The sequence below is a fragment of the Kribbella pittospori genome (assembly GCF_004331465.1).
GTDB classification, from domain to species: Bacteria; Actinomycetota; Actinomycetes; order Propionibacteriales; family Kribbellaceae; genus Kribbella; species Kribbella pittospori.
In genome coordinates this window covers 413097-440007 of the sequence record NZ_SJKB01000008.1, presented here as the reverse complement: position 1 = coordinate 440007, position 26911 = coordinate 413097, and the positions used below count along the sequence as shown (strand labels likewise).

The 26911-nt window shown below is 67.7% G+C and carries 28 protein-coding genes, 1 tRNA gene and 1 pseudogene; 18 read left to right on the top strand and 12 right to left on the bottom strand.

What is annotated here, in order from left to right; translation table 11 throughout:
* The first annotated feature begins 101 nt into the window (after positions 1–101).
* The 3 genes from E0H73_RS26605 to E0H73_RS47365 are packed head-to-tail and all read left to right on the top strand — an operon-like array spanning position 102 to position 2129.
* Entirely contained in the window at positions 102–1355 is a 1254-nt protein-coding gene (locus E0H73_RS26605) for a vanadium-dependent haloperoxidase (protein WP_131361204.1), read from the top strand.
* Between the two features lie 40 nt (positions 1356–1395).
* Positions 1396–1707, top strand: coding sequence for a hypothetical protein (locus E0H73_RS47370; protein WP_238164263.1), 312 nt, complete (start codon positions 1396–1398; stop codon positions 1705–1707).
* On the top strand, positions 1653–2129 hold the full coding sequence (locus E0H73_RS47365) for a hypothetical protein (RefSeq protein ID WP_238164262.1): 477 nt from the start codon (positions 1653–1655) through the stop codon (positions 2127–2129). Before E0H73_RS47370 ends, E0H73_RS47365 begins: the two co-directional genes overlap by 55 nt.
* Here E0H73_RS47365 and E0H73_RS26595 read toward each other — a convergent pair.
* Positions 2126–3061, bottom strand: a complete 936-nt coding sequence (locus E0H73_RS26595; protein WP_165555819.1) for a phosphotransferase enzyme family protein — start codon at positions 3059–3061, stop codon at positions 2126–2128. The genes E0H73_RS47365 and E0H73_RS26595 overlap by 4 nt on opposite strands.
* A 132-nt stretch (positions 3062–3193) precedes the next feature.
* The gene (locus E0H73_RS26590) at positions 3194–3685 is read right to left on the bottom strand and encodes a YajQ family cyclic di-GMP-binding protein (protein WP_131361200.1); all 492 of its coding nucleotides are present in this window, start codon (positions 3683–3685) and stop codon (positions 3194–3196) included.
* A gap of 82 nt (positions 3686–3767) precedes the next feature.
* On the opposite strand from E0H73_RS26590, the gene E0H73_RS26585 reads away from it, so the two are divergent.
* Positions 3768–3853, top strand: a tRNA-Tyr gene (locus E0H73_RS26585).
* Between the two features lie 866 nt (positions 3854–4719).
* Positions 4720–5340 carry a hypothetical protein gene (locus E0H73_RS26580; protein ID WP_131361198.1) on the top strand — a complete coding sequence of 207 codons (621 nt, stop codon included), beginning with the start codon at positions 4720–4722 and terminating at the stop codon, positions 5338–5340.
* Positions 5341–6003: 663 nt separating this feature from the next.
* On the opposite strand, the gene E0H73_RS26575 is transcribed toward E0H73_RS26580, so the two are convergent.
* On the bottom strand, positions 6004–6570 hold the full coding sequence (locus tag E0H73_RS26575; protein WP_131361196.1) for a YcxB family protein: 567 nt from the start codon (positions 6568–6570) through the stop codon (positions 6004–6006).
* Positions 6571–6710: 140 nt separating this feature from the next.
* On the opposite strand from E0H73_RS26575, the gene E0H73_RS26570 reads away from it, so the two are divergent.
* The 3 genes from E0H73_RS26570 to E0H73_RS26560 all read left to right on the top strand — a co-directional run bounded on the left by E0H73_RS26570 (position 6711) and on the right by E0H73_RS26560 (position 9209).
* Positions 6711–7451: an aminoglycoside phosphotransferase family protein gene (locus tag E0H73_RS26570; RefSeq protein ID WP_131361194.1), complete on the top strand. Its 741-nt coding sequence runs from the start codon at positions 6711–6713 to the stop codon at positions 7449–7451.
* A 113-nt stretch (positions 7452–7564) separates the two neighbouring features.
* Positions 7565–8668 carry a hypothetical protein gene (locus E0H73_RS26565; protein ID WP_131361192.1) on the top strand — a complete coding sequence of 368 codons (1104 nt, stop codon included), beginning with the start codon at positions 7565–7567 and terminating at the stop codon, positions 8666–8668.
* 19 nt (positions 8669–8687) lie between these two features.
* A complete protein-coding gene (locus E0H73_RS26560; RefSeq protein WP_131361190.1) occupies positions 8688–9209 on the top strand; it encodes a YciI family protein in 522 nt (173 codons plus the stop codon).
* Positions 9210–9211: 2 nt separating this feature from the next.
* Here the strand turns inward: E0H73_RS26560 and E0H73_RS26555 are convergent, their stop codons facing one another.
* Both E0H73_RS26555 and E0H73_RS26550 read right to left on the bottom strand, forming a co-directional pair.
* Entirely contained in the window at positions 9212–9886 is a 675-nt protein-coding gene (locus tag E0H73_RS26555; RefSeq protein WP_131361188.1) for an alpha/beta fold hydrolase, read from the bottom strand.
* Positions 9887–10312 carry a MarR family winged helix-turn-helix transcriptional regulator gene (locus E0H73_RS26550; protein ID WP_131361186.1) on the bottom strand — a complete coding sequence of 142 codons (426 nt, stop codon included), beginning with the start codon at positions 10310–10312 and terminating at the stop codon, positions 9887–9889.
* A gap of 92 nt (positions 10313–10404) precedes the next feature.
* Here E0H73_RS26550 and E0H73_RS26545 point away from each other — a divergent pair, with 92 nt between their 5' ends.
* The gene (locus E0H73_RS26545; protein WP_131361184.1) at positions 10405–11301 is read left to right on the top strand and encodes an LLM class flavin-dependent oxidoreductase; all 897 of its coding nucleotides are present in this window, start codon (positions 10405–10407) and stop codon (positions 11299–11301) included.
* A 4-nt stretch (positions 11302–11305) separates the two neighbouring features.
* On the opposite strand, the gene E0H73_RS26540 is transcribed toward E0H73_RS26545, so the two are convergent.
* The 3 genes from E0H73_RS26540 to E0H73_RS26530 are packed head-to-tail and all read right to left on the bottom strand — an operon-like array spanning position 11306 to position 13454.
* Positions 11306–12190, bottom strand: coding sequence for an aldo/keto reductase (locus E0H73_RS26540; protein WP_131361182.1), 885 nt, complete (start codon positions 12188–12190; stop codon positions 11306–11308).
* The gene (locus E0H73_RS26535; RefSeq protein ID WP_131361180.1) at positions 12187–12864 is read right to left on the bottom strand and encodes an RraA family protein; all 678 of its coding nucleotides are present in this window, start codon (positions 12862–12864) and stop codon (positions 12187–12189) included. The genes E0H73_RS26540 and E0H73_RS26535 overlap by 4 nt, the downstream gene beginning before the upstream one ends.
* A 41-nt stretch (positions 12865–12905) precedes the next feature.
* The gene (locus E0H73_RS26530) at positions 12906–13454 is read right to left on the bottom strand and encodes a P-loop nucleotide/nucleoside kinase family protein (RefSeq protein ID WP_131361178.1); all 549 of its coding nucleotides are present in this window, start codon (positions 13452–13454) and stop codon (positions 12906–12908) included.
* 128 nt (positions 13455–13582) lie between these two features.
* Here E0H73_RS26530 and E0H73_RS47360 point away from each other — a divergent pair.
* A pseudogene (locus E0H73_RS47360) lies at positions 13583–14314 on the top strand (helix-turn-helix domain-containing protein); the annotation flags it as partial.
* Positions 14315–14433: 119 nt separating this feature from the next.
* On the opposite strand, the gene E0H73_RS26520 reads toward E0H73_RS47360, so the two are convergent.
* Positions 14434–15462 (bottom strand): isocitrate lyase/PEP mutase family protein, encoded by a 1029-nt coding sequence (locus tag E0H73_RS26520; RefSeq protein ID WP_131361174.1) that lies wholly within the window; start codon positions 15460–15462, stop codon positions 14434–14436.
* Positions 15459–15755, bottom strand: a complete 297-nt coding sequence (locus E0H73_RS26515; RefSeq protein WP_165555818.1) for a putative quinol monooxygenase — start codon at positions 15753–15755, stop codon at positions 15459–15461. The genes E0H73_RS26520 and E0H73_RS26515 overlap by 4 nt, the downstream gene beginning before the upstream one ends.
* Before the next feature lie 169 nt (positions 15756–15924).
* On the opposite strand from E0H73_RS26515, the gene E0H73_RS26510 reads away from it, so the two are divergent.
* A complete protein-coding gene (locus E0H73_RS26510) occupies positions 15925–16719 on the top strand; it encodes a class I SAM-dependent methyltransferase (protein ID WP_131361170.1) in 795 nt (264 codons plus the stop codon).
* On the opposite strand, the gene E0H73_RS26505 is transcribed toward E0H73_RS26510, so the two are convergent.
* Positions 16720–17529 (bottom strand): RNA methyltransferase, encoded by an 810-nt coding sequence (locus E0H73_RS26505; protein WP_131361164.1) that lies wholly within the window; start codon positions 17527–17529, stop codon positions 16720–16722.
* Between the two features lie 9 nt (positions 17530–17538).
* On the bottom strand, positions 17539–18612 hold the full coding sequence (locus tag E0H73_RS26500) for a LacI family DNA-binding transcriptional regulator (protein ID WP_202867567.1): 1074 nt from the start codon (positions 18610–18612) through the stop codon (positions 17539–17541).
* Between the two features lie 211 nt (positions 18613–18823).
* Here E0H73_RS26500 and E0H73_RS26495 point away from each other — a divergent pair, with 211 nt between their 5' ends.
* The 7 genes from E0H73_RS26495 to E0H73_RS26465 are packed head-to-tail and all read left to right on the top strand — an operon-like array spanning position 18824 to position 26892.
* On the top strand, positions 18824–20113 hold the full coding sequence (locus E0H73_RS26495; protein WP_131361162.1) for an ABC transporter substrate-binding protein: 1290 nt from the start codon (positions 18824–18826) through the stop codon (positions 20111–20113).
* Positions 20110–21051 (top strand): carbohydrate ABC transporter permease, encoded by a 942-nt coding sequence (locus E0H73_RS26490; protein ID WP_131361160.1) that lies wholly within the window; start codon positions 20110–20112, stop codon positions 21049–21051. Before E0H73_RS26495 ends, E0H73_RS26490 begins: the two co-directional genes overlap by 4 nt.
* The gene (locus E0H73_RS26485; RefSeq protein WP_202867566.1) at positions 21038–21919 is read left to right on the top strand and encodes a carbohydrate ABC transporter permease; all 882 of its coding nucleotides are present in this window, start codon (positions 21038–21040) and stop codon (positions 21917–21919) included. The genes E0H73_RS26490 and E0H73_RS26485 overlap by 14 nt, the downstream gene beginning before the upstream one ends.
* A gap of 23 nt (positions 21920–21942) precedes the next feature.
* Positions 21943–22707, top strand: coding sequence for an SDR family NAD(P)-dependent oxidoreductase (locus tag E0H73_RS26480; protein ID WP_131361158.1), 765 nt, complete (start codon positions 21943–21945; stop codon positions 22705–22707).
* Positions 22695–24404, top strand: a complete 1710-nt coding sequence (locus E0H73_RS26475) for a heparinase II/III domain-containing protein (RefSeq protein WP_131361156.1) — start codon at positions 22695–22697, stop codon at positions 24402–24404. Before E0H73_RS26480 ends, E0H73_RS26475 begins: the two co-directional genes overlap by 13 nt.
* Positions 24404–26326: a heparinase II/III family protein gene (locus E0H73_RS26470; protein ID WP_131361154.1), complete on the top strand. Its 1923-nt coding sequence runs from the start codon at positions 24404–24406 to the stop codon at positions 26324–26326. The genes E0H73_RS26475 and E0H73_RS26470 overlap by 1 nt, the downstream gene beginning before the upstream one ends.
* Positions 26323–26892, top strand: coding sequence for a YesL family protein (locus E0H73_RS26465; RefSeq protein ID WP_131361152.1), 570 nt, complete (start codon positions 26323–26325; stop codon positions 26890–26892). The genes E0H73_RS26470 and E0H73_RS26465 overlap by 4 nt, the downstream gene beginning before the upstream one ends.
* Positions 26893–26911: the final 19 nt, after the last annotated feature.

Sequence of the window (26911 nt, the reverse complement as noted above, 5' to 3'; positions counted from 1 at the left end):
CGAATACGTCGAACGTCGTATGGCCGCAGGCGGTCCGGCGCGGTGATGGTGGCGGTGGTGGGGGCGGCGTCGTGCTGTTCCGTTGTTCGAGGGGGAACGTCATGAGGTCGCTGTTTCGTCCGGCCACGCTGCTGATCGTCGGGGCGCTGGCACTCACTGCCGCTGGTGTGTCGCCAGTGCCGTCGGTGGCGTCTGGTCCAGCGAGCGCCGCTGCCTCTGCGAGCGCCGCGCCGGTGCTCGACTGGAGCCGGATTGCCACCCAGACGATCGTGGCCGGGCGCCCACCAGCCAGTTCCGAGGTGCTGCTGGGGATTGTGCACATTGCGATCGCCGACACCGTGGCCGGGCTGGGACAAGGGCGGCCGTTCCGGTTCGCCGTACGACCAGATCGGGCGGCGTCTGCCGCAGCTGCGGTCGCCACCGCGACGTACGACGTACTCCGGGCTCGGGTGCCCGCGCCGGGGCTGGACGGGACGTACGCCGACTACCTGGCTGGTGTGCCGAACGGGCGAGCGAAAACTCGCGGGATCACGCTGGGCCGGTCGGTGGCGGCCGCCGTACTCGCGTGGCGTGCGGGAGACGGGTTGGGCAACACAGTGCCGTACAAGCAGCCCACACCAGGGCCGGGAGTATGGGAGCCGACTGGTCCGACGCCTCCTGTGGACATCGTCCTCACGAAGGTCCGACCGCTGGCTCTGCGCTCTCGAGCGCAGTTCCGGCCCGACGGTCCTGACGCGTTGACCAGCAAGCGCTACGCGCGTGACGTTGCCGAGGTGGCCTCACTCGGCCGCAAGGACAGTACGACGCGCACCGCCAAGCAGACCGAGGCGGCGATGTTCTGGTCGGAGCAGACTGCTCAGCAGTGGAGCAGGGCGCTGCTGCAGCTGGCGGCTGATCGACACCTCTCCCTGTCCACGGCAGCGCAAATGCTCGCGCTAGTGCACGTGTCCGCTGGTGACTCGGTGATCGCGTGCTGGGACGCCAAGTTCCACTACCTGTCCTGGCGACCGGTGCACGCCATCCAGCGCGCGGACACGGACGGCAACCCGCGTACGCAGGCTGACCCGACCTGGCAGTCCCTGCTGAACGTCAACCACCCGGAGTACCCGTCCGGCCATGCCTGCTTCACCGCCGGCGCGGCCCGTGCGCTGCAGGCGTTCTTCCACACCGGCAACCTGCGTGTGGTGATGAGCAGCGTGGTCACCAACACCACTCGGGTGTACCCGGACCTGTCCGCCGTACGCAGCGACGTACGCGAAGCCCGCATCGTCTCCGGTCTGCACTTCCGCCACTCCATGGACGACGGCGAGATCCTGGGCACCCAGGTCGCCAGGTGGATCGCTGCCCGGCATTAATCCGTCGCCGGTGCCCCGCCTGCGGGCTAGCGTGCAGAGCATGTATGAGCTGATTCCGGTCGCACAGGCGCCGCAGTACGACGAGGAAGCCGAACAGCGCTTCGCGGAGGAGTGGCCGGAGTTCATCTTCCACGACCTGGAGGTGCGGAAGTACATCGATCGGCGGCAGGAGTACTTCCCGGAGTGGGAGTTCTATCTGGTGTCCGACGACGAGCGGCTCATCGCAGGGTGCTGGGGTGTGCCGCTCGTGTGGGACGGACCGTCGAGGGTCTTCCTGGTGGGTTCACGGATTCTCTGGTGCGCTCGGTTCTCGGGTACGAGGAGGGCGTCGTACCGAACACCTTCGTGCTGATGGCGGCCGCCGTACGCTCCGACGAACAGGGCCGCGGCCACGCCGGCCGGGTCATCACCTCCGTCCGAGACCGCGCGGTCGCCGGCGGCCTCGCTCAGGTGATCGCCCCGGTCCGCCCGGCGCTGAAGTCGAGCTATCCGCTGACCCCCATCGAAACCTTCATGACCTGGACCCGCGAAGACGGCCTCCCCCTCGACCCCTGGCTCCGCACCCACGTCCGCCTGGGCGCTCAACTGTTGGCGCCGGCGACCGCGTCCCAAACCATGACCGGCACCGTCGCCGACTGGGAGAAGTGGACCAAGATGCCCTTCCCCTCCTCCGGCACCTACACAATCCCCGCCGGCCTGACAACGCTCGACATCAACCACACCACCGACCAAGGCCTCTACACAGAACCCAACGTCTGGCTCCGCCACGCCTAGCTCATCGCGAGAGCGGCCAGGCCCTTGGTGAGGATGCCTTTGGTTACTTGGAGGGCGTAGGCGTTGTCGGGGCCGGTGATCGCCTGGTCGGCCCAGCCGAAGACGTCTTCGAAGGCTCGGACGTGGCGGTAGTAACGAACCGCGTCGTCGTCGATGGTGTGGGGTCCGTAGCCGGTGAGGAACGCCTCGAGGTGTTCGGGGCGGGTTGGGCCGACGTCGCCCATGCCGCCGAGCATGAACATCAGGTCCTGCTCACGCGGCGCGAGGATCACGTCGTCCCAATCGATCAGGTGCAGGTCGTCGTCGACGAGGACGTTGCCGAGATGCGGGTCGCCGTGGCAGATCACCCGGGGACCGGCCGGCTCCGGGGGCCGCGCGGTCAGCAGGTGCGTGATCGTGTCCTCGTGCTCCTTCCAGACCGCCCCCAGTTCCTCCTCGACCTCGTCCTCCGGCGCCTGCGTGGCGAGCCGCGTCTGCAGCTTCTCGGCGATCGCTGGGATCCGCGCGTCGATGTGACTGTGCTTGGGCAGCGCATCCCGCAGCCTGGGCGGCGGCTCGGAGTCATGGACCCGCCGGAGGAGTACGCCGTACGCCGTCCACTGCTCCTTCGTCAGCCCGGTCTCGGCCGCGCGTACGCCATTGATCCACGGCGTGATCGTGAGCCGCTTCTTCGCGTGGACGCTCCACAGGCCGCTGTCCGTCGTACGGATCATCTCCGGCACACCCGGCAGCCCGCTGTCCGCCAGGAACGCCGCCACCTGGTGGCCGGTGTTCGTGCCGGCGCCGCTCCACTTCACGGCGTACGTGTTGGTCGCCGTACTCGCCTTCCACACCTGCGCGGCGATGTCCGCCCCGTGGGCCACCGGTGAGAGTTCCACCACATCCAGACCGAAGTCCTCGGCCAGCCACCGCCGCATCAACGTGTCACCCACGCCCGCCAGCATGCCCGGCAACCCCCCGCCCAAGCGACCCGATTACCGGGCATGACCCTCAGGCCCTTATCAGGCTGGCGTCGCGCTGACGCGTGACTCGACGGCGTCGTACCGCGGCGTCGTACGGAGATCTCAGCGGTAGTTGACGAACTGGACGGCGAAGTCGAGGTCCTGGCCCTTGATCAGCGCCTGGACCGACTGCAGGTCGTCGCGGCTCTTGCTCGAGACCCGCAGTTCCTCGCCCTGGATCTGCGCCTTGACGCCCTTCGGCCCCTCGTCGCGGATCAGCTTGGACAGCTTCTTCGCGTTCTCCTGGGTGATGCCGGCGCTGATCGAGGCGTTGATCTTGTAGATCTTCCCCGACAGCTTCGGCTCGTCGGTCTCGAGGCCCTTGAGCGAGATCTGCCGCTTGACCAGCTTGTCCTTGAACACGTCCAGTACGGCGTTCACCCGCTCCTCGGTGTTCGCCTGCATGTCGATCGCCTCACCGGACAACTTGATCCCAGCGTCCACGTTCTTGAAGTCGAACCGCTGGCTGATCTCCTTCGCCGCCTGGTTCACGGCGTTGTCCACCTCCTGACGGTCGACCTTGTTCACGATGTCGAAGGAGGACTCCGAAGCCATGGGCACATCCTTTCCGATTTGCTGTCAGGGGCACTGTCTGTTGTATCGTCTCCCACGCCGGTTCACGAACCAGCACCACCCTGGCGGGTTGCCCGAGCGGCCAAAGGGAGCAGACTGTAAATCTGTCGGCGTATGCCTACGCAGGTTCGAACCCTGCACCCGCCACCAGCAAGCTAGCAAGCGCAAAGTGGCCCGTGACCTGCGGAAACGCAGATCACGGGCCACTGTCGTATCTGGGCCCGGTGTCCGGTGGTGTCCGGTCAGGACCGGCGAGCAACGGCCCTGTGCGCCCTATTCGTGCCCTTAGTTCTTCGGAGTCGGTCCGGCCTCGTCCTCCTCCGTCGCGGCGATCAGCCGCTTGAGGGTGTGCTGGTCTGGCCGTCGACGCATCCGGCGTAGACCTCCATCGCCATCTTGACCGAGTTGCCTGCCCACTCGGCTGCCTGAGTGGCGGGTACGCCGGCGTTCAGTTGGAAGGTGATGTCGGCGTGCCGAAGGTCGTACGGCCTGCCCGCAGGAACGGCTTGAGCAGCGGGCCTCAGACGACACTTTGGCCGTCCCGGCTTGTCAACAACCCGTCCGCCGCGACGTTCGCGCGGGCGTCGGCACCTCACCGGGTGCGTCATCACGAGGCGGATTAGCTCGTCGTCTGAGGCCGATCCCCTTCGGGATGTTGCGTTTCCCGCGCAGAATCGAGGCGAGAGGTCGACCTGGCATCCGGGCGCACGGGTACCGGGTTCGTGGACGTCTCCCAGCACGAAGTGGACGAATGGAACGCCGGCCAGTGGGTCGCCGCGCTGGATGCGATACCCCCGTTCGTACCCGGCCCGAAAACATAGGATGGCCGGGAATTACTCAAATGCTTGGATTCTGCAAATTTCTCCGTTGCAGATGCGCGCCCTTGTGGAAGCGGAGTTGGTGGGGGGAGTCTGGCTGGAAGAGGGGGCGGCAGCCGGCAGGCATGGTGAGACGACGGCTCCGGCTCCCGGCCGACCGGGGCCGTTGCAGCAGGGGGAACCATGTTCAGAAGAATCATGATCACGGCGCTGGCGTCGATGCTGGTCGCCTTCATCGGTACTGGCACCGCGAGCGCTCAAACCGTGGCGGTTGACGATCCTGTCGGAGACGCGGGCAATCCGAACACCCAAAGCCTGGGCAGCGAGAAGGAGCAGGGATACTTCGATATCGTCCGGGCCGAGGTCTCCAAGGAGTCTGGAACCTTTGCAATGACCATGCGGCTGGCGGCTCCGGTGCCGGCAGCACCCCCGCAGCCAAACGGTGCGTCCGGGATGTTCTTATGGGCCTTCGCCCTGGACACCCAGCCAGGCTCGATCGCGGGTTATCTGTACCCGCCAGGTCAGAAAAACCGGTTCGAGTATTTCGTTCTGCTGAGCTGGGACGGCATCGCATTCCGAGCGTTTGTCATCGATCGGACGCCGCTCCCCTCGGGTGGAGAAGCCGTCACCACTGACGTTCCGTTCTCGTTCAACACCGCGCGCGACGAAGTACGGTTCGTCATCAATCCGGCATTGATCGGCAACCCCGCGACGTTCGAGTGGCTGTCAGTGAACGCGCTCCGGAAATCGCATTTCGGGTCATACGGATTGCAGGCTCTCGATTTTGCCCCTGACGCCGGAACCACGACCTGGCCGTAGGCGGAGACCATATGCCGCCGGCCACGCCCAGACTAACAAATTCGATCTCTGGAACCTCGAGGTACGTAAGCTCGTGGCGGGTGAGCGGGTCATGAACGTCTGCAATCCCCGGTGGTCCGGCGGGGTCGTCGGCTCTGGTGCTGACGCACTCCTGGCGGGCGATACGTCGATGCATGACTTGGTTGTTGTTCCTCGGCCGGTTAGCCCGGCACTAGTTGGCGGCATGGCAGACATTGTGTCGCGCGCTGGGCGCTCAAGCTCATTCAAGGCTCGGCATCCGTACGGCGACCGGACACGGATCGGCGTACCCGGAACCGCACCCGGAGCGCTCAGAAACGGCAGAGCCTCGGTGCGACTGCTGAGACGAATCAGACGGCTATCTGCACGGCTTCGTGCCTGCTATCGAGATTCCCGAGACTCGTGAGGCGACGTCGGGCCTACACATAATCCGGAGATCGCAGGCTGGATATCGAGACCCGTCGGCCCTGGTCGTGCCCTCGCGCCGGCCGGGAACGGCGTTTTGCCTGGTCAGGGCCCAGATTGTGGGCTGGGCTGTAAATCTGTCGCCGTATGCCTACGCAGGTCGAACCCTGCACCCGCCACCCGCACGAAAAGAGCCCCTGACCTGCGGAAACGTGGTCAGGGGCTGCGCCGAGGGCCAGGCTAATCGGTGTGACGTTGGCGGCAGTGGGTTTCGAGGAGCGCGCGTAGTGGCGCGGGTTCGGCCGTGACCAGGCCGCGCTTTGGCAGGACGAGGATCGCGGCGCCGAGTCGCTCGGACGCGCGGAGTACGAACGACCGGTCGGTTTCGACGTACCGGAGGTAGTTGGACCAGGCGGCTGTTTCGCTTCGGCTTGCGCTGGTGAGACTTAGGCCGGTGTCGTCGACGGTGGCTCGGATGGGCTCGGACAGCCACGGATTCCCGCGCATGATCAGGCGCACCTGCCAGCGATACATCCAGCGGGCGGTGACAAGGAACCGGAACAGCAGCAGGCCGATCACGATGGCGACGGACACCGCCAAGGCGAGGGCTGCGACGTCACCCGCCGACAGGGCCCGGGAGTCGCGAGACGCGAGGAGGACCCCGACGACGGCCGCGGCGATCAGTAGCGGGACCAGCCAGGGACGACGAACGTGGCGTCGGTGGGCGATGAAGCCATCGAGCCAGTCGTCCTGGGTGAGGGTGTAGCTGAGTTCGACCGGGCCGACGGTGACCTGCTCGGATGACATGAGAGCGCAGTGTACTTACGGCGGTGACGATCCTTGGCCAGAGGAGGCGGGAGCCCGGACGCGACGTCGAAAGCGGCTGCGCGTGGTCGGGAGCAGTAAATCTGGCGACTTTTGGTAGGCCCCTCGCGAGAATTGCCGGCGTGGATGAGGTTGAGGTTGTCGTCGCGCATAGCGAGCGGACGACTCTGCGCGTCGGCGACATGTTCCTGAAGGTCGACGCTGATCAGACGCGCTTGGACGTCGAGGTCGAGGCGATGGCCATGGTGCCGATCCCGACTCCGGAGGTGCTGTGGCGGAAGCCGCATGTGCTCGCGCTTGCTGCGGTGTCGGGGACAGCGCTCGGCGTGCTCGGGGAGCCGTCGAGTGCGTCCGCGGCGGCGTGGGCTGCGGCGGGTGCCGCCGTACGGACGTTGCACGATGCGCCGCTGCCGCCGTGGAACGGTAAGAGCATCGACGAGCTCGCAGCGCACCTCGACAGCGAATGCGAGTGGCTCATCGCCAACGGCGTACTGCCCGCCGACCTCGTCACCCGGAACCGCGAGATTGCCGAGGTAGCGCTCCGGCCGTGGAAACCGGTGTTCACGCACGGGGATCTGCAGATCACCCACATATTCGCCGACGGTGACGAGGTCACCGGCGTGATCGACTGGTCCGAGGCGAGCCAGGGCGACGCGATGTTCGACCTCGCCATTCTGACGCTCGGACACGAGGAGCGCCTTGCCGACCTCCTCGCCGGCTACGGCACCGACGACGTCGATCTCGACGTGATCCGCGCGTGGTGGTCGTTGCGAAGCCTGGGCGCATCGCGCTGGCTCATCGAGCACGGCTTCGACCCAGCCTCACCAGGCTGCGAGTTCGAGGTCCTGCGATCCCAGCTCTGACGGCCACTACCGACGGAGCGCCGCGCCATACCCCGGCATACTTCGGGGAATAGCGGTGGGTCAGGCTGGAGTTGGCTGTTACGTCGGAGTGTGAGCGCGAGAGAGAGCAGGCGATGAAGCCCACTGAGTTTGTGAAGGTGAATGGTCAGTTCTGGGGGGAGCACCTCAAGGGGGTGGGGGAGCATCTGGCCGGGAGTCACCGGAACGAGCTGCCGGGGCCGTTGCTGTTTCCGCGGATGATGGTGCTGACGGAGACGCCGGACTGGAACATCGTGGAGCTGGTCGGGGTGAGCCGGGAGTACCGGTCGCTCGAGGTACGGCGGCGGAAGGCGGCGAGCGTCGAGGAGTACTTTGGGCTCGGCGACGGTGCAGCGGTCGTCTCGCTGCCGGGGGAGAACCTGTTCAAGGACGCCACTGTCGCGACCGAGGTCGGCCGGCGGGAGCTGGTGGATCGGTTCCCGGGTGCGGACAAGATGATCGGCAACGAGTTCGTCGGGCCGGGTGAGCAGCTCCTGCAGTTCGCGCCGGGCAACTACTCGCTGTTCGACCGGGTCCTGCTCGTACACACCGTCGGCGCGTCGATCCGGGTCCACTGGACGTTCTTCGCGCTCGCGATCCACCGGTCCGAGCCGGCCGACAAGTACCTCGCCTTCCTGCGGAACTACGCCCAGGCCGCGGACCACCTCGACCCGATCGGCACCCTGAGCGTGCCGGTGGGCGACCTGGACCTGAAGGGTTCCCCGTTCGCCAGCACGTACCTCGGGCACGGCCTGCCGGACTCGACCGTCGACCAGTTCCTCGAGGACAACGAGAGCATCCTGCTGTCGGCGTTCGACGCGACCCGGCTGATCCGCCGGCCGTTCCTCGAGCGGCAGGAGGACGGCGACGCGCTGCAGCCGGACTTCATCCTCGAAACCGCGGACGGCAACCACATCGTCGGCGACCTCGGCCTCCCGCTGCTGGAGGGCAAGAAGCACCACCGCACGACCTCGGTGCACGACGGTGCGGTCGCCCTCGCTCGGTACGCGGACTACTTCACGTCCCCCGAGCACCGTGCCTTCGCCCAGACGAAGTACGGCGTTGAGGTCAGCGACCCGCGCAAGCTGCTGGTGATCGGCACCCAGGACACGGTCAACCCGGCCGACGTGACCGACGCCGCCGTCGAGATCGTCGACTACGACACCATCCTCCGACTCCACCTGGCCGCGAACTCCTGAGCGGCTAAGGTCCGGTCCCGTGGAGTACTTCGTGTACGGACGGGACCGGGTCGGTGGGTACGACGTCAAGGTGAACCTCAACGAGGAGCACTGGGCGTTCATGGATCGGTACGCCGAGGAGCTCGTCGCCCGTGGTCCGACGCTGACCGCGGACGGCGAGGAGACGACCGGCAGCCTGCACATCGTCGATCTCCCGGACGACGAGGCCGTCAACACCTTCGCGTACGACGAGCCGTACTACCGCGCCGGCGCCTTCGACTCGATCCAGATCCACCGTTTCTGCAAGCACGTCGGCACCACCATGTGGGACTTCGCGAACGCCGTCGAGGGGTACAACCGCTACCTGGTCATCACCCAGGACGAGCCCCGGCCGCTCACCTCACCGCACCTCATCATGTACGGCGACCTGCTCAGTCTCGACGCCGGCAAACACCTGGGCCGCGCTGCCCTCGTAGAAGCTCCCGAGCCACAGGCCGCCGCAACGCTCGTCGAGGCACCCGACGCCGAAGTCTTCCCGTGGGAGTTCGGCGGCCGCCGCTGACCTCACCACCCGTCGGGCAGGTGCTCCACCACGGCCTCGACGATGAGCCGACCATCCGGTGTGTCGACACCCAGCGAGGACGCCGCGTGGTCGAGTCCCTCGAACTCCAAACACACACAGTCGATGCCCCGGAGCACCGGCTTCAGGCGCCGTACCCGGTTGATCGCCTTGTCCGCGGTCCCGACGTACACGATCTTGGTGCCGGTGAAGCATCTGAGCTCGTGGTGCCAGTCGTGGGATCGGTACGCGCGCCAGAACTCCAACGGCGGCCGGCGTAGCCGAGGCTCCCGTTCCATCCGGCGCATGTCGCCGTCGGTCGGGATTCCGATCGGCGCGACCCCGCCCATGACGAGGCCCGCCGCGCGGCTCGTCGTCCGCGCGACCATCGCCGCCATGCAGGCCGGCTGGGAGAAACCCCACACCACGAACCGGTCGATGCCCTCGTGGTCGAGGACCGCCAGCACCTGCGCGCCGATGCTCCCGAAGTCGTACTCCGCCGGCCGCTCACTCGCGCCGAATCCGACCGGATGCACCTGCACCACCCGGAACCGGTCGGCAAGCCAGTCGGCCGGCCGAAAGTCCCGCGGTCGCCGGTTGTTCCGGATCAGTACGAGGGCCGGCCCGTCACCACTCACCTCGTAGGCGATCCGGGCCCCAGCGCGGACGACCTCGGGCACTCAGGCCTCGGCGACGATCTTCTGCAGGGTCGCCGCGAGGGTGCGACGGTCGGCCGCGGTCAGACCCGTGGTCATCGCGTCGATGCGCTCGGTGAAGCCTTTGTGGGCGTCGTGCGCCAGGGCGAGGCCGGACTTGGTCAGCTCGATCTGGCAGGCGCGACGGTCGGTCGGGTTGGGGATCCGGCTGACCAGGTCGCGGCGTTCGAGGCGGTCGACCATGCTCGTCAGGCTGGAGCGTTCGATGCTGAGGATGCGGCTGAGCTCGGTCATCCCGAGCGGCCCGCCGAGCAGGACGCACAGCAGGTGGGCCTGCTGCGGGGTGAGGCCGAGCGGCCGGCTGGTCTCGGCGTACAGATCCTGCAGCACGTGCATCGTCTGGACCAGTGCACCGGCCAGGTCCGCGTCCCGCGCTGTCGTTGTGGCCATGCCCTCATGGTAGTCCGGTCAGCAAACAGTTTGCAGGCCTCATAGTTCGTAGCGCTACTATTTAGGCCTACGAACTATAAGGAGACCTCATCATGACCCCCAAGTTCGGCTACGGCTCCCCGGCCGGCGTCCGCGACGTCACCGCCCTCCTGCACCTGGCCACGCAGGCCGACCGGGACGGGCTGGACCATGTCTCGGTCTCGGACCACCCGTACGTCGCCGACCTCCTCGACGGCTACGCGACAATCGGCGTACTCCTCGGCCGGACCCAGCACCTGTCCGCGTTCGTCAACGTCACCAATCTCCCGCTGCGCCCGGCCCCCGTTCTTGCACGCACGGCGACCTCCCTCGCCGCACTGTCCGACGGGCGGTTCATCCTCGGCCTCGGCGCGGGCGGCGCCTGGGACCGGATCACCACGATGGGCGTACCGGGACTGCGGCCCGCCGAAGCGGTCGAAGCCTTCGAGGAGGCGATGCAACTCCTCCACGCGATGTCCGACGGCGGCCGACCCGAACCGACCAAGCACTACCCGATCGGTCAGCTCGAGCCGGCGAACGTTCCCGCGCCGCTCATCTGGACCGGATCGAACGGCCCGAAGTCGCTCGCCGCGACCGGCCGGCAGGCGGACGGCTGGATCCCGGGGCGCGCCGCGGACTGGCTGAGCGACCGCTACCACTGGTCCCGCCCGATCATCGACGAGGCCGCGCTGTCGGTCGGCCGCAAGCCGTCCGACGTCGCCACGATCTACAACTTCCCCGGCGCGCTCACCGCGTCGCCGGCCCGCCGTGCCCGCGATGACGAGGGCCGCTGGATCGGTGGTTCGCCCGCGCAGTGGATCGAGGAACTCACTGGCGCGATCCTCGAGCACGGCGCGGCCGGGTTCACGTTGTTCCCGCGAGGCGCCGACGCGTACGACGTCCAGGTCGCGCGGTGGGCGCAGGAGGTAGTCCCCGCAGTACGGGCCGCGGTCAGCCAGTCGACGTCCTAAGGCGTCAGCCCAGCGCGGCCAGCTCCGCAGGCGACAACCGTATGGCGCCGGCGGCGATGTTCTCCTCGAGATGGGCAGGGTTCCCGGTGCCCGGGATCGCCAGCACATTCGCACCTTGATGCAGAGTCCACGCGAGCCGGATCTGTTGCGGCGAGACGCCGTGCTGGGCGGCGATCGCCTCAACAGCAGACGAGTCCTCAGGCGTCGCGCCGCTCTCACGCTCCGCGCCGGCGATCGCGAAGAACGGGACGTAGGCGATGTCCCGTTCAGCGCACAGCCGGATCAGCGCGTCCTCTTCACGGCGCAGATCGATGGCGTAGCTGTTCTGCACGCACACCACCGGCGCGATCGCGAGCGCCTCGTCCAGGTGGTCCGCACGCACGTTCGACACCCCGAGCTGCCGGATCAGCCCGGCGTCCCGCAGGTCAGCGAGCGCTCCGAATCGGTCCGCGATCGAGTCGGCGCCCGGCTTCTTCATGATCCGCATGTTCACAACGTCCAGGCAGTCGAGGCCGAGCTGGCGCAGGTTCGTCTCGACCTGCGTCCGCAGCTCGGCCGCGGTCAGCGCATGGTAGAAACCACGCTCAGGGTTCTCGCCCGGCCCGACCTTTGTCGTGATCACCAGCTCATCGGGGTACGGCGCCAACGCCTCGCGGATCAGCTCGTTGGCATACCGCGCCTCGCCGTCACCGACCCTCAGCGTCCCGCCCGGCGAACGGTAGAACGCAGCCGTGTCGATGTGGTTGACGCCAAGCTCGACCGCCCGCCTCAAGACCCGGATCGCCACCTGACGATCGGGGTTAGGGGTGATCCGCATGGCGCCGAAGCCCATCCGGTTGACGGTGACGTTGCCGAGCTTCCAGGTGCCTGCGGCATCCGCGGTGGTCATTCCTCGATCGCTCCTCGAACTGCGCGTAGATGTTGCCGGAAAGTCAGTGAAGGATCAGTCGCCCTCGCTGTCAGGTACTCCGCGAACCGAACCTGCTCCCGCAACGACCGGCCGGCCCGGATCTCGCCCGCCTGCCGATGCTCGGTATCGCGAATGGACACGGCCAGTCCAGTCACCTCGTCCACGCTATCGGCCGGCACAAAGACCACGCCGTCCTCATCACCCAGTACGACGTCGTCCCGGCTCACCGTCCAGTCACCGATAGTTGCCGTGGACAACGCATCATCGGGTTGCGGGTCGAGCCGCAACGGCCCGGTCGGCATCGCCCCGAGGCTGAACACCGGCAGCCCGATCGCAGTGATGTCGACCGTGTCGCGATGCAGTCCCCAGATCACGATCCCGGCGAGTCCGGCGGCCTTGGCCTCGAGTGCGACCAGGTCGCCCACGCACGCCTCGTCCCTCCGCCCGCCGTTGTCCACAACCAGTACGTCGCCGTCCTCGGCCGACTCGAACGCCTCCAAGAAGACGTCAACACTGCCTACATGCTGCGCCGGCAACACGCGCCCAGCCACCCGGCCTCCGACCACAGCCGTCAGCGACGCGGTCCGCACAGGCACCCCGGCCCGAAGACACGCGTCCGCGACATGCGCTGACGTCAACCCTTCGAACAGCATCCCCAGGCCCCTCTCAGTCGACTCCTGAGGACCTTATCCGGTCACTCGGACAAGAACGCGATGATCTTCGAGAGCGACGGATTGTAGTCCTCGCTCGAGGTGTCGACCGTGAGCGCCGGAACCGGCAGATCGACTGCCTGGAAGGCGTTGTGGGTCCGCAGCCGCGCATCGGCGCTGATCTGCGCGTCCTCGTGCGCGGTCCGTTTCGGGTCGGTCGCCGTACGCGCGGTGATCCGAGCGAGCGCGACGTCGGCGGGGACCGTGCAGTGGATGATCCGCAGCTCGGCGCGGTTCAGCAGCGGGGTGAGGCCGGGACTCCAGATCCGGTCCTGGAACGCGGCTTCGGCCACGATCGTCGTACCGCGGCCGACCAGCAGGCCGATCACGTCGAAGAAGGTGGACAGCGTCCGCATCGTCAGTGGATCACCGGGACCGGGTACGAACCCGGGCGTCGCGTGCACCATCCCCTCCTTGATCTCGTCCCGGCAGATCGCCGGACATCCGATCGCGGCGGCCACCCGGTGCGCCAGCGTCGTTTTCCCGGTCCCCGGCGGGCCGCTCACCACTACGACAAGAGGTTTCGACTGCACCGCCGCACCCTAGCCACCCCCGGCCGCCGCTCGCACCAGGATTCCAGCAGACGTCACCGAAAAGTGTCCGTGGAGGCCGCTAGCGTGTGGCCAGAACAGCTGAGTAGTCAGGGGGTGACAGTGGACGGATGACGACCTATTCCGCGGTCCGTACGACGGGCATCTACTGCCGGCCCGGATGCGGGGCGAAACCCCTGGCGGAGAACATCCGGACCTTCGAGCTCGCTGCGGCTGCGGAGGCGGCCGGGTACCGCGCCTGCCTACGCTGCCGGCCGTACCGGGTCGCGGGGACCGTGCCGGACGAGGCGCCAGAGCTGGTCTGTCGCGCCGTTCAGTTGATCATCGCCGGGGTGCTGGACGAGTCCGGCGAGGTGGCGCTCGGCGCGAGGCTCGGGCTGTCGGCGCGCCATCTCCGCAGGTTGTTTCACGAGCACCTCGGCGTCACGCCGGACCAGTTCGCTCGCTCGAGACGGGCCCACTTCGCGCGCAGACTCCTCGATGACAGCGATCTGTCCATCGCGGACGTCGCGTTCGCGTCCGGTTTCGGGAGTCTGCGGCAGTTCAACCGAGCGATGCATGAGATCTTCCGGGCCTCCCCACGTGAGCTCCGCGACCGCCGGCGTCGCACCGATCGCCTGGTCGCGGATGGTGGTCTGGTGTTGCGGTTGCCGTTCACCACGCCGTACGACTGGGACGCGGTGAGTGCGTTCCTCGCGGAGCATGCGATCCCCGGCGTCGAGTCCGTCGAGGATGGCGTCTACCGCCGGACCATCTCCCTCGACGGCGATCCCGGCCTGCTCGAGATCGGTCCCGGCGGCCCGGATCACCTGCTGCTGCACGCACATCTCCCGTACTGGGAAGGTGTCATCCACGTCGTCGAGCGGGCCGCGCGACTCGTCGCGGTCGAAGCCGACCCTGGCGTCCGCATGCCGGGCGCATGGGGACCGTTCGAGGTCGCGGTCCAGGCGGTCGTCCGCGATCAGCTCCCACCCGAGGATGCGTACGACGAACTGCGCAAGCTCGTCGAGGTGTACGGCGTACCGGTCGCGGGGCTCGGCCACGGACTGACGCACGCATTCCCGGGACCCGAGGCGCTGACAGAGGCCGAGCTGGTCGGGCCGCTGGCGCGGGCCGTTGCTGAAGGCAACGTCGTGCTCGACCACGACGCCGGGATCGGTTCGTTGGAGTCCGTGCCCGGCGTCAGCGCCAGCGCAGCCCGCCAGATCGTGGTGCGGCTACACGGGCACCGGAGTAGAGAGTTGAGCTTGCCGAACTCCGCCGCGGTGGACAGCGCCTCGTAGGTGCCGCTCGTGAGCAGTTCCTTCGCCGCAGCCGTCGCCAATCCGTAGGCGCCGGCGGTGATCGCCGGCCCGACACTGATGCGCGTGACCCCAAGCGCGGTGAGCTCGGCAACCGTCGGCGGACCCGGCCCGACCATCACGTTGAGCGGCAACGGCGACGCAGCCACCAGCTCGCGAATGGTCGGGGCATCCACGACACCCGGGACGAACAGCACGTCCGCGCCGGCCTCGGCGTACAGCTTGGCGCGTTCGATCGTGCCGCTCCCGTCGCCGAACAGATAGGTGTCCGTCCGCGCGTTGATGACGAGCTCGGGGGCAACGGCCCGCGCAGCGGCGATCCGCTCGGCGTGCAAGGCCGGATCGATCAGCGAGCCACCGAAGCTGTCCTCCAGGTTGATGCCAACAGCGCCGGCTTCGATGACCTCGGCAACCGTTGCCTCGACATCGCCGTACCCGGACTCGACGTCCGCAGTCACCGGCACCGACACTGCCGCGACGATCGCGCGGACCGCAGCGATCGCCGCCGTACGGTCCAACCCGCCGGCATCCGCGACTCCGGACGCCCACGAGACACCCGCACTCGTGGTCGCGATCGCAGCAGCCCCAGCCGCCTCGATCGCCCGCGCCGACCCGGCATCCCAAGCATTCGGCAACACCAACGGCGGCCGCTCATGCAACGCACGCAACCTCCGAGCCAACTCGCTCACAAGCTCACCACCAGTTCATGATCGATCTCGACGAACTCCACGATCAGCCCGGCGAACTTCCCCGCGATCAGCTCCCGGTACGCCGCCGACCCGGTGTGCGCGTCGTACGCCGCCTGATCCGCGAAGTGCTCCACGAAGAGCAGATAGTCCGGGTTCGCCGGATTGCGATAGACCCGGAACGACAACGTCCCCTCCTCGGCCCCCGGTCCCACCGGCGCGAACTCCCGCACCAGCTCCTCGGCCGCCGCCTGATTGCCGTCCTTCAACTTGATCGGAAACACCTTGGCCAGCACTTGATTCCTCCTGAGTCCGACTGAACAACCCAAGCGTCGCCCGCCGACCAGCCCCGGGTCTGGCCAGATTCGGCCATCTCCATCCATCCAATATTCGAGACAATATGTCTCATAAAACAAGATTCTGGGTTAGCGTGAGAATTGTCGGTAGAGGGCAAAGGAGCCTGGGATGAGCAACGTGTACACGCATGGGCATCATGAGTCGGTGTTGCGGTCGCACAGTTGGCGGACCGCGGAGAACTCGGCTGGTTACCTGCTGCCGCATCTTCGGCCGGGGATGGCGTTGCTCGATGTCGGCGCAGGTCCCGGCACCATCACCGCTGACCTGGCGAGGCTGGTCGAGCCGGGACCGACCACGGCCCTCGAGGCGACGGACGTGGCGCTCGACATCACTCGCGCGACCTTCGCGAAGCTTGATGTCGACGTGGAGTTCGTGGTCGGCGACGTGCACGCGCTGGACGTTCCTGACGACACGTACGACGTCGTCCATGCGCACCAGGTGTTGCAGCATGTGTCGGATCCGGTGCAGGCGCTCCGGGAGATGCGGCGGGTCTGCAAGCCGGGTGGGATCGTCGCGGTCCGGGACTCGGACTACCACGGCTTCACCTGGTATCCAGAGCTGCCCGAGATCGACGAGTGGATGGAGCTCTACCAGCGGATGGCACGCGCAAACGGCGGCGAACCGGACGCCGGCCGGCGCCTGCTGAGCTGGGCCCTGGAGGCCGGCTTCGAGAAGGTGGACGCGACGGCGAGCACCTGGACGTTCGCCAACCCGGAGGATCGCGCCTTCTGGGGCGGAATGTGGGCGGACCGCATCCTCAAATCGGCGATGTCCGATCAGGCTCGCCGGGCAGGCGTGCCGGACGAGACACTCACCTCGATCTCAGCGGCCTGGCAAACCTGGGCGGCCCAACCCGACGGCTGGATCGCCATCCTCCACGGCGAACTGCTCTGCACCGCCTGATCAAACGGAAGAACGCTGGCGGGAGACCTCGTACAGAACGGCGGTGGCGGCGTTTGCGGCGTTGAGTGAACTGGCCGAGCCGGTGATCGGGATCCGCACCAGTTGGTCCGCGGCCTCCCGCCACCCCGCGCTCAGCCCGTTCGTCTCGTTCCCGATGAGCAGCAGGGTCGGCTGGGTGAAGTCGAAGTCGAACACGTCCACCGACCCGTGCTCGTCGGTGCCCACGACAACGATCGGTACGTCGGCCGAGCGTCGTACCCACTCGAGCACTTCACGCTGCGACGGCGCGCGTACGGCGGGAATGCCGAACAAGGACCCGGTGGTCGCGCGGACCGCCTTCGGGTCGTAAACGTCGGCGGCGTGCCCGGTGACGATCACGCCGTGCGCACCGAACGCGTCGGCGGACCGGATGATCGACCCGATGTTCCCCGGCCCGGTCGGCCGGTCGAACACGACGCCGAGGAAGTCCGGCCGCACCGGGATCCGGTCCAGGTCGTCCGGGGGCAGCTCCAGCACCGCGACAAGCTCGGGTGAAACCTCGTCCTTCTCGCCCAGCTCGGCCAGCAACTCCGGCGCCATCGCAACGCGCTCGACGGCCGGCAACCGCTGCAGCAACTCCTGAGCCCAGCGGGACAACGGTCGTGAGGCGTCGGTGATGACCGTCCGCACCGGCCACCCGTTGTCCACGGCAAGCGATATCGGCCGGACACCCTGGACCAGGAACTCGCCCGCACGCTGCCGCTTGGTCCGGTTGGTCAGGGACGCCTGCCACACCTGGAACCGGGCATTCCGCGAGGAGATCCGTTGCACGCCCCCACCCTACGGCGGAGGCGCAGTGGACTCGCGCACGATCAACTCGGGCCGGAAGAGCAGCGACTGCCCCTGCGACGGCCCGGGGTCATCCAGCCGCGACCGCAGTTGGCTGAACGCGGCCGCCGCCATCTCACGCATCGGCTGCCGCACGGTGGTCAGCGTCGGCGCGTACAGATCCGCCAGCACGATGTCGTCGAACCCCACGACCGACACATCCTTGCCCACCTCGAGCCCACCGTCGCGCAGCCCGCGGCAGACACCAAGCGCGCACATGTCGTTGATCGCCACGATCGCGGTCGGCGGCTCGTCCAGCGCGACCAGCTCCGCAGCCGCCGCACGGCCAAGCTCCGACGCCTCGACATCCCCGAAGTCGTCAGCGCCGCTCCCGGTCGGCGCGCGCAACGCCTCCGCCGGATCAAGGCCGGCCTGCTCCAACCCGGCGACGAAGCCGCGGTACCGCTCCTTGCGGTTCACGCTCGCCAGCGCCCCGGACACGTACGCCAGCCGTCGGTGGCCGAGATCCGTCAGGTGCTGTGTCGCCAGCTGGCTGCCGACCGCGTTGTCGACGCTGATGCTCACCAGCGACGCCGGGTCGCCGGCCTGCGACGTACGGTCGAACGCGACCAGTTGCAGTCCGCGCTCGACCAGCGGCATCACATGCTCGAGCGACGGCAGCGACGAACAGAGCACGACCCCATGAACGCCGTCCGCCCAGAGCTCGTCGATGTAGTCGCGTTCGCGGCGCGGATCGCGCTCGGAGTTGCATAGCAGCACGTGGTAGCCCTCGGCCAGCGCGGCCGACTCGATGTGTCGCGCGAGCGCGCCCCAGAACGGGTTGCCGACCGAGGGGACGACGAGGCCGATCGTGGTGTTGCGGCCGGTGCGCAGTTGCCTGGCGGCCCGGTTCGGCCGGTAGCCGAGCTTGTCGATCGCCGTCTCGATCCGCTGCCGCGTCTCCGGCAGCATCCGGTGGTTCCGCCCGTTCAGCAGGTTCGACACCGTGCTCGGCGAGACGCCCGCCTCGGTCGCGACCTGCTGGATCGTCACCTCACCCATGCCCACCCGCGCATTCTTCCTCACCGTTCACCCCGTGCCTGCCGGATCGCAGTGCAACGATGCATCACCGGAGGCTGAAAGTCGAGCGATAGCGGAACCGGCCCGACCTCTTGACGATCGCGGAGAACGCTTCCTAGCATGCGGTGCATCGTTGCACCAGTCCGCATCAGCTCCGCCGCGCCGATTGGTAGATCGTTGCACCACTCCTATCCCGCAGCACCACGAAAGGCGCGCCATGGAGTACACCCGCAGATCAGTCCTGTCGGCCCTCGGGCTCGGCGCGTTCGCCGCCGCCACCGGGTGTTCCGCGGCGCCGTCCGGCGACGGCCAGGCGGCCGCCGACGGGCCCGCCGAGGGTGAGATCACGCTGCTCACCCCGATCTACGAGGGCAGCACCGGCAAGCAGTTGCTGGAGGGCAAGCTGCTGCCCGCGTTCAAGCAGAAGAATCCCAACGTCACGGTCAAGGTCGACTACACGACGTACGCCGCGCTGAACGAGAAGCTCACCACTGGCCTGGCCGGCGGCCTGATGCCGGACGTGGTGATGCTCGGCGTCGGCTGGATCCCGCCGTTCGCGCACAAGAAGGTGCTCGCCGCGCTGCCCGACGACCTCGGCAAGCGCTTCGACTATGAGGACCGGGTGCTCGAGCCATGCCGGTACGACGGGAAGCTGTACGCGCTCCCGTTGATCCTGGACACCCGGATCGTCACCTATCGCAAGGACATGTTCGCCGAGGCCGGCATCAAGCAGCCGCCGAAGGACTGGACCGAACTCCGCGCCATGGCCAGGGAACTGACCCGCGCCGACGGGTCCGGCAAGCTGACCCGGGTCGGGTTCGATCCGTTCTCGATCGATCTGCGGCAGTGCTGGGAGACGTTCCTGTTCGCCAACGACGGCACGCTGTTCGACGAGTCCGGGCAGCAGGTGAAGTTCAACGACGACCGTGGCGTCGAGGCGTTGCAGCTGTTCCTCGACGTGATCAAGGACAAGTCGGGCGACTACTCGTTCAAGTCCGCGGCGGGTCAACCGAGCACCCTGGCGCAGGGCCGGTCCGCGATGATGATGGCGAACAACTCGCTGTGGGTGCAGTTGCAGGAGCAGACGCCGGAGTTGCTCAAGGAGGACAAGGTCGGCGCGTTCATGCTGGCCAACCGGGTGCCCGCGATGTTCCAGGGCGGCACCTTGGTGTCCCGCTCGGCAACGACCAAGCACGCCGCGGCGGCGCAGGCGCTGGTCGAGTTCCTGGGTACGCCGGACACCATCCTGCCGACCGCTGCGCAGCGTGGCGCGGTGCCTGGTGTGCAGGACCTGCAGACGTCGGACTACGTGAAGAACAACGGGTTCGTGAAGCTTGCCCTGGGCAACATGGACAAGGCGCGGTCCGAGGGTGGTACGCCGGCGTGGATGGAGATCCGGGAGAAGATCAAGACCACTCTGGAGACCGCGGTGGTGGGCCAGCGGACCGCCAAGGAGGCGATCGACGAGCTGGCGAACCAGAGCAAGGAAGCGATCTCCCGCCTATGACCGAAACGATGGTGCCGGAGCGGGTCAGCGAAGTCGTCCCTGGTCCGGCCACCAACCAACCACGCCGCCTGCTGCGCAGCCGGAGACGTGCCGGTCTGCTGATGGTCGCGCCCGCCTTGCTGCACGCACTCATCTGGATCGGCATCCCGTTGGTCGCGGCTGTCGTCCTGAGCTTCACGTCGTACGACGTACTGACGCCGCCGCGGTTCGCCGGGCTGGACAACTTCCGCGATCTGGTGCACGACGACGTGTTCCGGCGGGCGGTGCTGAACACCAGCGTCTACACGTTCTTCACCGTCCCGGTGGCGATGACGATCGCGCTGCTGATCGCGCTGATGCTGAACAGCAAACTGACCGGCAGGGCGATCTTCCGGACCGCGATCTTCATCCCGCAGGTGACCGCGACGATCGCGGTCGCGCTGGTCTGGCTGTGGATCTACGACCCGCGCAGCGGCCTGGCCAACGCGATCCTGTCGTTCCTCGGCCTGGACGGACCGAACTGGCTGTCCTCGACCAGTTGGGCGATGCCGGCGGTGATCGTGGTCGGCATCTGGCAGGGCATCGGACTGAAGATGCTGATCTACCTGGCCGCGCTGCAGAGCCTGCCGGGCGAGTTGTACGAGGCGGCGTCGGTGGACGGGGCCTCGAAGGTGCGGCAGTTCTTCAGTCTGACCGTGCCGTTGCTGAAGCCGGCCACGTTCTTCGTCTTCGTCACCTCGGTGATCGGCGCGTTCCAGTCGTTCGACCAGGTGTACATCCTGACCGACGGCGGTCCGGCGAACAGCACCACGATGATGACGTACGAGATCTACAAGTCCGCGTTCCGGGAGTTCCGGATGGGCTACGCCTGCGCGCAGAGCCTGGTGCTGTTCGCGCTGCTGCTGATGCTGACGCTGGTCAACCGGCGGATCACCGGAGGTGACCGTGGCAGTCGTTGACGGAGTACGCCGGGTTCGGGCCGGCCGCATCGCGCTCTACCTGACCCTGGGCGCGATCTCCGTGGTGATGATCGTCCCGTTCATCTGGATGCTGCTCACCTCGGTGAAGACCCCGGCCGACATCGCCGCCTTCCCGGTCCGGATCCTCCCGACGAAATGGGCCTTCGGCAACTACGCGGACGCGTTGCGGGCCGCGCCGTTCGCGACGTACGCGCGGAACAGTTTCGTCATCGCGGCTAGTCACACCGTGCTGAACGTGGTGATCGCCTCGATGGCCGGTTACGCGCTGGCGCGGTTGCGGTTCCGGGGCAGCCAGCTGATCTTCCTCGGGTTCGTGGGTGCGCTGATGATCCCGACGTACACGAAGATCCTGCCGGAGTTCCTGATCGTGCGGTTCATGCCGCTGTTCGGCGGCAACGACATCACTGGCCAGGGCGGCACTGGCTGGCTGGACACGTGGTGGGCGCTGATCATCCCGGGCGCGGTCAGTCCGTTCTCGGTGTTCCTGTTCCGGCAGTTCTACCTGGATCTGCCGGTCGAGCTCGAGGAGGCGGCGCGGCTGGACGGCCTCGGTGAGCTGGGTATTTATGCCCGGATCATGACGCCGCTGGTGAAGCCGGCGTTCATCACCGTCGCGCTGCTCACCTTCGAGGGGTCGTGGAACAACTTCCTCTGGCCGCTGCTGGTGACCAAGAGCGACAGCCTGCGAGTGATCCAGGTCGGACTCTCGGTGTTCCGGACCGAGAACGACACGCAGTGGGCGTTCCTGATGGCAGGTACGACGCTGGCCACGGTGCCGATGGTGGTGCTGTTCCTGATCGGGCAGCGCTACTTCGTCCAAGGGTTCGCGACCGCGGGTATCAAATGACATCGAGCGAAGGAGAGGGACCTATGACCGAGGAACTGCAGGGCGCACGGGCGCTGGTGACCGGGGCCGGGCACGGTATCGGCCGGGGGATCGCGCTCGGTCTGGCGGCGGCCGGGGCGGACGTGGTGGTCCACTACGGCAAGTCCGCCGACGCGGCCGCGCAGACCGTCGCCGACATCGAGGCCCTCGGCCGGAAGGCGATCGCGGTCGGTGCCGACGTCACCAGTACGGCGGATGTCGACCGACTGCTGGACGAGACGGTCGGATTCCTCGGTGGGCTGGACGTCCTGGTCTGCAACGCCGGTCACCTGATCGGCCGGGTCAAGGTCGAGGAGATGTCCGACGAGCACTACCAGCAGGTCGTCGACGTGAACCTCGGCGCGACCTTCCGCACCTCCCGCGCCGCGATCCCGCACCTGGCCCAATCGGCCAATCCGCGGATCATCACGATGGCCTCGCTCGCCGCACACAACGGTGGCGGTCCGGGCTCGGTGATCTACGCGGCGGCCAAGGCCGGGATCCGCGGCTTCACCAAGGGCCTGGCCAAGGAGCTGGGTCCGCGAGGCATCACGGTGAACTCGGTCGCACCCGGCTACATCGCCGAGACTGCGTTCCACCAGACGTTCTCCACCGCCGAAGCCCAGGCGAAGATGGTCGCCGGTACGCCGATCGGCCGGGCCGGCCAGGTCGAGGACGTGGCGAACGCGGTCCGGTTCCTGGCGCTGCCGTCGTCGGGCTACCTGACCGGGATCACCATCGACATCGACGGTGGCACATGGCCACGCTGACCGGGCATCCGCCGACCGAGCGCGGTGGATGGTGGCACCAGTACGTCTGTCCCGCCCACGGCGTCGAACTCGACCACGTCGCGTTCGAAACCGGTGAGTTTCCGGCCGGCGGCGTACCGTGCGCGTACGGCTGCCGCGTCGACACCGAGGCGGTGCGCGGCGCCTGGCGGGTGCTCGCGCATCACTGGTGGGCGAGGCACATCCGCCTGCTGTCGTACGACGGTGGTGGTGCTGAGCTGCTCACGTCGTACGCGCGGTTGTACCTGGAGCTGACGAAGTCCGGGGAGCACGAGCAGGCGCAGGGATGGATGCAGCGCGGGCGACTGTTCCACCAGGCGCTGACCGATGCGGTCTGGGGTGTGCCGATCGCGCATGCGATCCGCAACCTGGCCGGACGGGCGGAGCTGGCCGAGACATTGCCGATGCTCGACGACATGGTCGACGGGGCGCGGCGGGCTCGCGACGCGATGGTTGCCCAGGACAAGTTCTCCTCGAACTACACCGCATGGTTCAACGCGTTGGGCACGACGGCCGGCCAGGCTGCGGCGGCGGTTCGGGGTGAGCCGTGGGACGGCGAGAAGGAATGGCTGACCGGTGAGCACGGTCAGTTCGCGCATCTGCTGGTGGCGACTGGGGAGGACGGCTGGGAGTGGGAAGCCAGCACGTACTACCACGGCTTTGTGCTCCGCGCGTATCTGCTGAGCCTTCATGGTGCCGACCCGGCGCAGGTCCCGGATCGGCTGGAGGCGATGATCGCTGCGCTCGCCGGGATCGCCACCGACGGCGGCATCCTGCCCGCGCTCCACGACGGCCCGTACCGCCGAGCGCCGCTCGCCTTGGAGTGGCTCGAGATCGTCGCCCTGGCCCGGCAATTCACCGCCAACCACGGTCTCGACGCTGTCGCTGCGCATGCTCGCGCTGAGGTTGGTCCGGAGTACGACGGTCTTGAGGACAAGTTCGACGGGTGGTTCGACGGGCCGCCGCGGTCGGGCTCGAAGCGGCCGCTATCCATCACCTGCTCGTACGCCGTGGTCCGGGCAGGTGGGATCCACGCGATCCTCGACCACGGCCCGCACGGCGGATCGCACGGGCACCACGACAAGCTCGCGCTCTATCTCTATGGCAAGGCCACGCCGTGGCAGCCGGATCCCGGGCAGGTGCCGTACGGCCATGCGCAGTGGCGGCGTCACTACAAGTCCGCCGCAGCACACCCCACCATCCGCATCGACGGCCTCGAGCCGGACGAAGCAACGGGCACGCTCACGCGGGACGAGAACTCGGTCACGGCCGAGCTGAGTGGCTGGTACGAGGGTGTGCACGCGACCCGGCAGGTGATTGCTGGCGACAACTACTTGGTCGACGTCGTCCGGGTGACCGCGGATCGGGAGCGGGAGATCGTCCTGCAGTTCCGGCCCGACGTCGACCTGAGCGTGGACATCCGGCCGGGCGCGGTGCACACCACGTGGGTAGGCGACGAGACGTTGTACGGCTACCACGTTGGCCCCGGAGTGCCAGTGACTTCGCCGGGACCAGGTCCGGCCGACGACCCGCAACGGGTTCGGCCTGCTCTCGACTGGACTGTCGTAGGCACAGCGGCGACCTTCTGCTCCGTCTACTCGATGACAGCCGTAGCCGTCGAGCTGACCGCCGACGCGGTAGCGGTCGACGGACACGTACACCGGATCGGAGATCGCTGATGCTGATCGAGCACCGCCTTGACGACCTGCGAGATGGGCTCGAGGGCCGGCATACCGTCCGGCGGCGTCGGCTGCGCGAGCAATGCGACTGGTATCGCACCCAGACGCCTCCGACCGAGCATCCCTCCGCGAGCATCACGTACTTCGGTCCCGCCGCGGCGAACCTCGCGCTGGCCTACCGGCTGACCGGCGACCCCGGCTACCGCGCGGAGGCCGCGCGCTGGATCTCCGCCGCGATCGGCTTCCCGCACTGGGGCAAGGCGCACCTGCCCGACCACGACCTCGACGCGGGTTGGTTGCTGCACGGGTTGTCGCTCGCGTACACCTGGCTCGGCGACGACTTCGTGCTGGCCGACGAGCTGCGCGCGAAGCTGGAGTTGCAGGGATCGCGGCTGTACGAGTTCGCCGTCGAGTCCGAGGGTTCCTGGTGGAGTTCGTCGTACTGGCAGAACCACAACTGGATCTGCTACACCGGGCTGGCCGCCGCTGGGTACGCGCTCGGCAAGACCGAGTGGACCGAGCGGGCGAAGGCGAACTTCGCGACCGTGATCGACCTGCTGCCCGCCGATGGCTCCGACATGGAGGGCGTCGTCTATTGGCGGTACGGCGTTCCGTGGCTGGCGACGTACCTGGATCTGCTGCAGGACCAGGAGGGTCTGGACTGGTGGGATCGCTGCAAGTTCTTGGCGAACACCTTCTCCTACCGGTTGCAGCAGTGTGCGCCGGGATTCGAGGAGAACATCGATCACGGCGACTGCCATGACCGTCGCAGCGGGCACAGTGTCGCGCTGTACTACAAGCTCGCGTCCGCCTACCGGATCGGCGAGGCGCAGTGGCTCGGGGATCTGGTCGCGGATCGCTTCTTCTGGCGTGAGGCGTACGCGAGTGGCGTGAAACCGGGTGTCATGCCAGAGGCCTACCTGGAGTTGCTCTGGTACGACGAATCGGTGCAGCCGGTGTCGCCACGGGAGAGGGCGCCGTTGTCGGCGTACTTCCCGGACCTCGGGCTGGTCACCGCGCGGACCGGATGGGACGACGAGGCAACGATGGTGTCGTTCAAGGCTTCTCCGGGTGGCGGACACCGGGCCTGGGAGACCTCGCACCGGCTGGACACCGAGCGCGGGTGGGACACGTTGAGCGCCGGTCACCATCATCCCGATGCCGGGTCGTTCGTGCTCACCTCGCGCGGGTCGTTTCTGGCGGTCGACGAGGGATACAGCAACCGGAAGCGGGCCGGGGACCACAATCTGATCCTGGTCGACGGGCACGGGTTCGCCGACGAGGACCGGTACCACGTCTACAAGGGTGTGCCGTACGAGCGGCAGGCGCGGATGGTCGACGTACTGGCGTCCGACGGTGTCGCTCACGGGACAGCTGAGATCGCGGCGATGTACCCGGCCGAGTTGGAGATCACCCGGCTCGATCGGACGCTGGTATTCACTCCGGCCGGGCGGGTTGTGCTGCTGGATCGGTGCGCTGCTCGCTCGCCCCGGGACTGGACGCTGCTGCTGCACGCGGACTGGCCGCTCATCGTCGGCGAGGACATCGTGATGCGGTCCGGATCCGCACAGGCGTGGGTCCGCCTGCACACCCAGCTGACGGTTGAGACCGCCGTCACCGAGGTGGAGGCGAATCCGACGTCGAGTACGCCGAGTCTCCGGTTGACCCGGACCATGCACACCCTGCGCGCCACTGCGGAGCGTCGTACGACGGCGACCATGCTGACGACGATCGAACCGACCTCGGCGCTGCTGCCGGCGCCGGCGAGCGCGCGCCGGCTCGACCTCGTCCGGGGCTTCGGGATCGCGTTCGACGGGGAAACCGTTCTGTTGGCGGACGACGACGGGGTGATCGAGGGCGAGGGGTTCCTCGAGAAGACGAAGGTCGTGATCCACTCCGCGGCCGGGAGGGTCTCGCTATGACTCGGCGGGCGCTCGACTGGCTCGGCTGGCTGGCCAGTCCGGTGCTGGCGGGTTCGGCGTTCTCGATCCTCTGCCTGGGTGTAGTGACGTGGTTGCCGGCTCTGGCCGCGGTCGGCTTCGCGCTCAACCGGTGGCGGACGGACGGCGACACCCGGTGCTTCACCGGGGTGTTCACCGGCTGGCGACTCTATTGGCGTCCGTTGCTACCGCACTCCATTCTGATGACGATCGCAGGTGTGGTGGCCGCCAGCAACCTGCGGTTCCTGGCCGGCAGCTCGGGACCGGTCGTCGTCGCCCTGTTCATGATCCACATCGGTCTGGTCGCGGCCGCGGTCACCTACCATCTCGCGCTGGCCGTCGCTGCCGGTCGTGACCCATCCGGTGCGGCCGCTGATTGGCGTCGTACCGCGTTCCGGCTGGCGTTCACCTCCGTGCCGCGCGGCACGGCCTTGCTTGGCGCGGCCATTGCCGCACCCGTCTTCTCGCTTGTCGTTCCGGCAGGCCCACTACTCCTTGGCGCCACCGTCCCAGTGCTGATCGGACTGTTTGTCGCCGATCACGCGTAGCCGCCCCACAGAGGAGGAC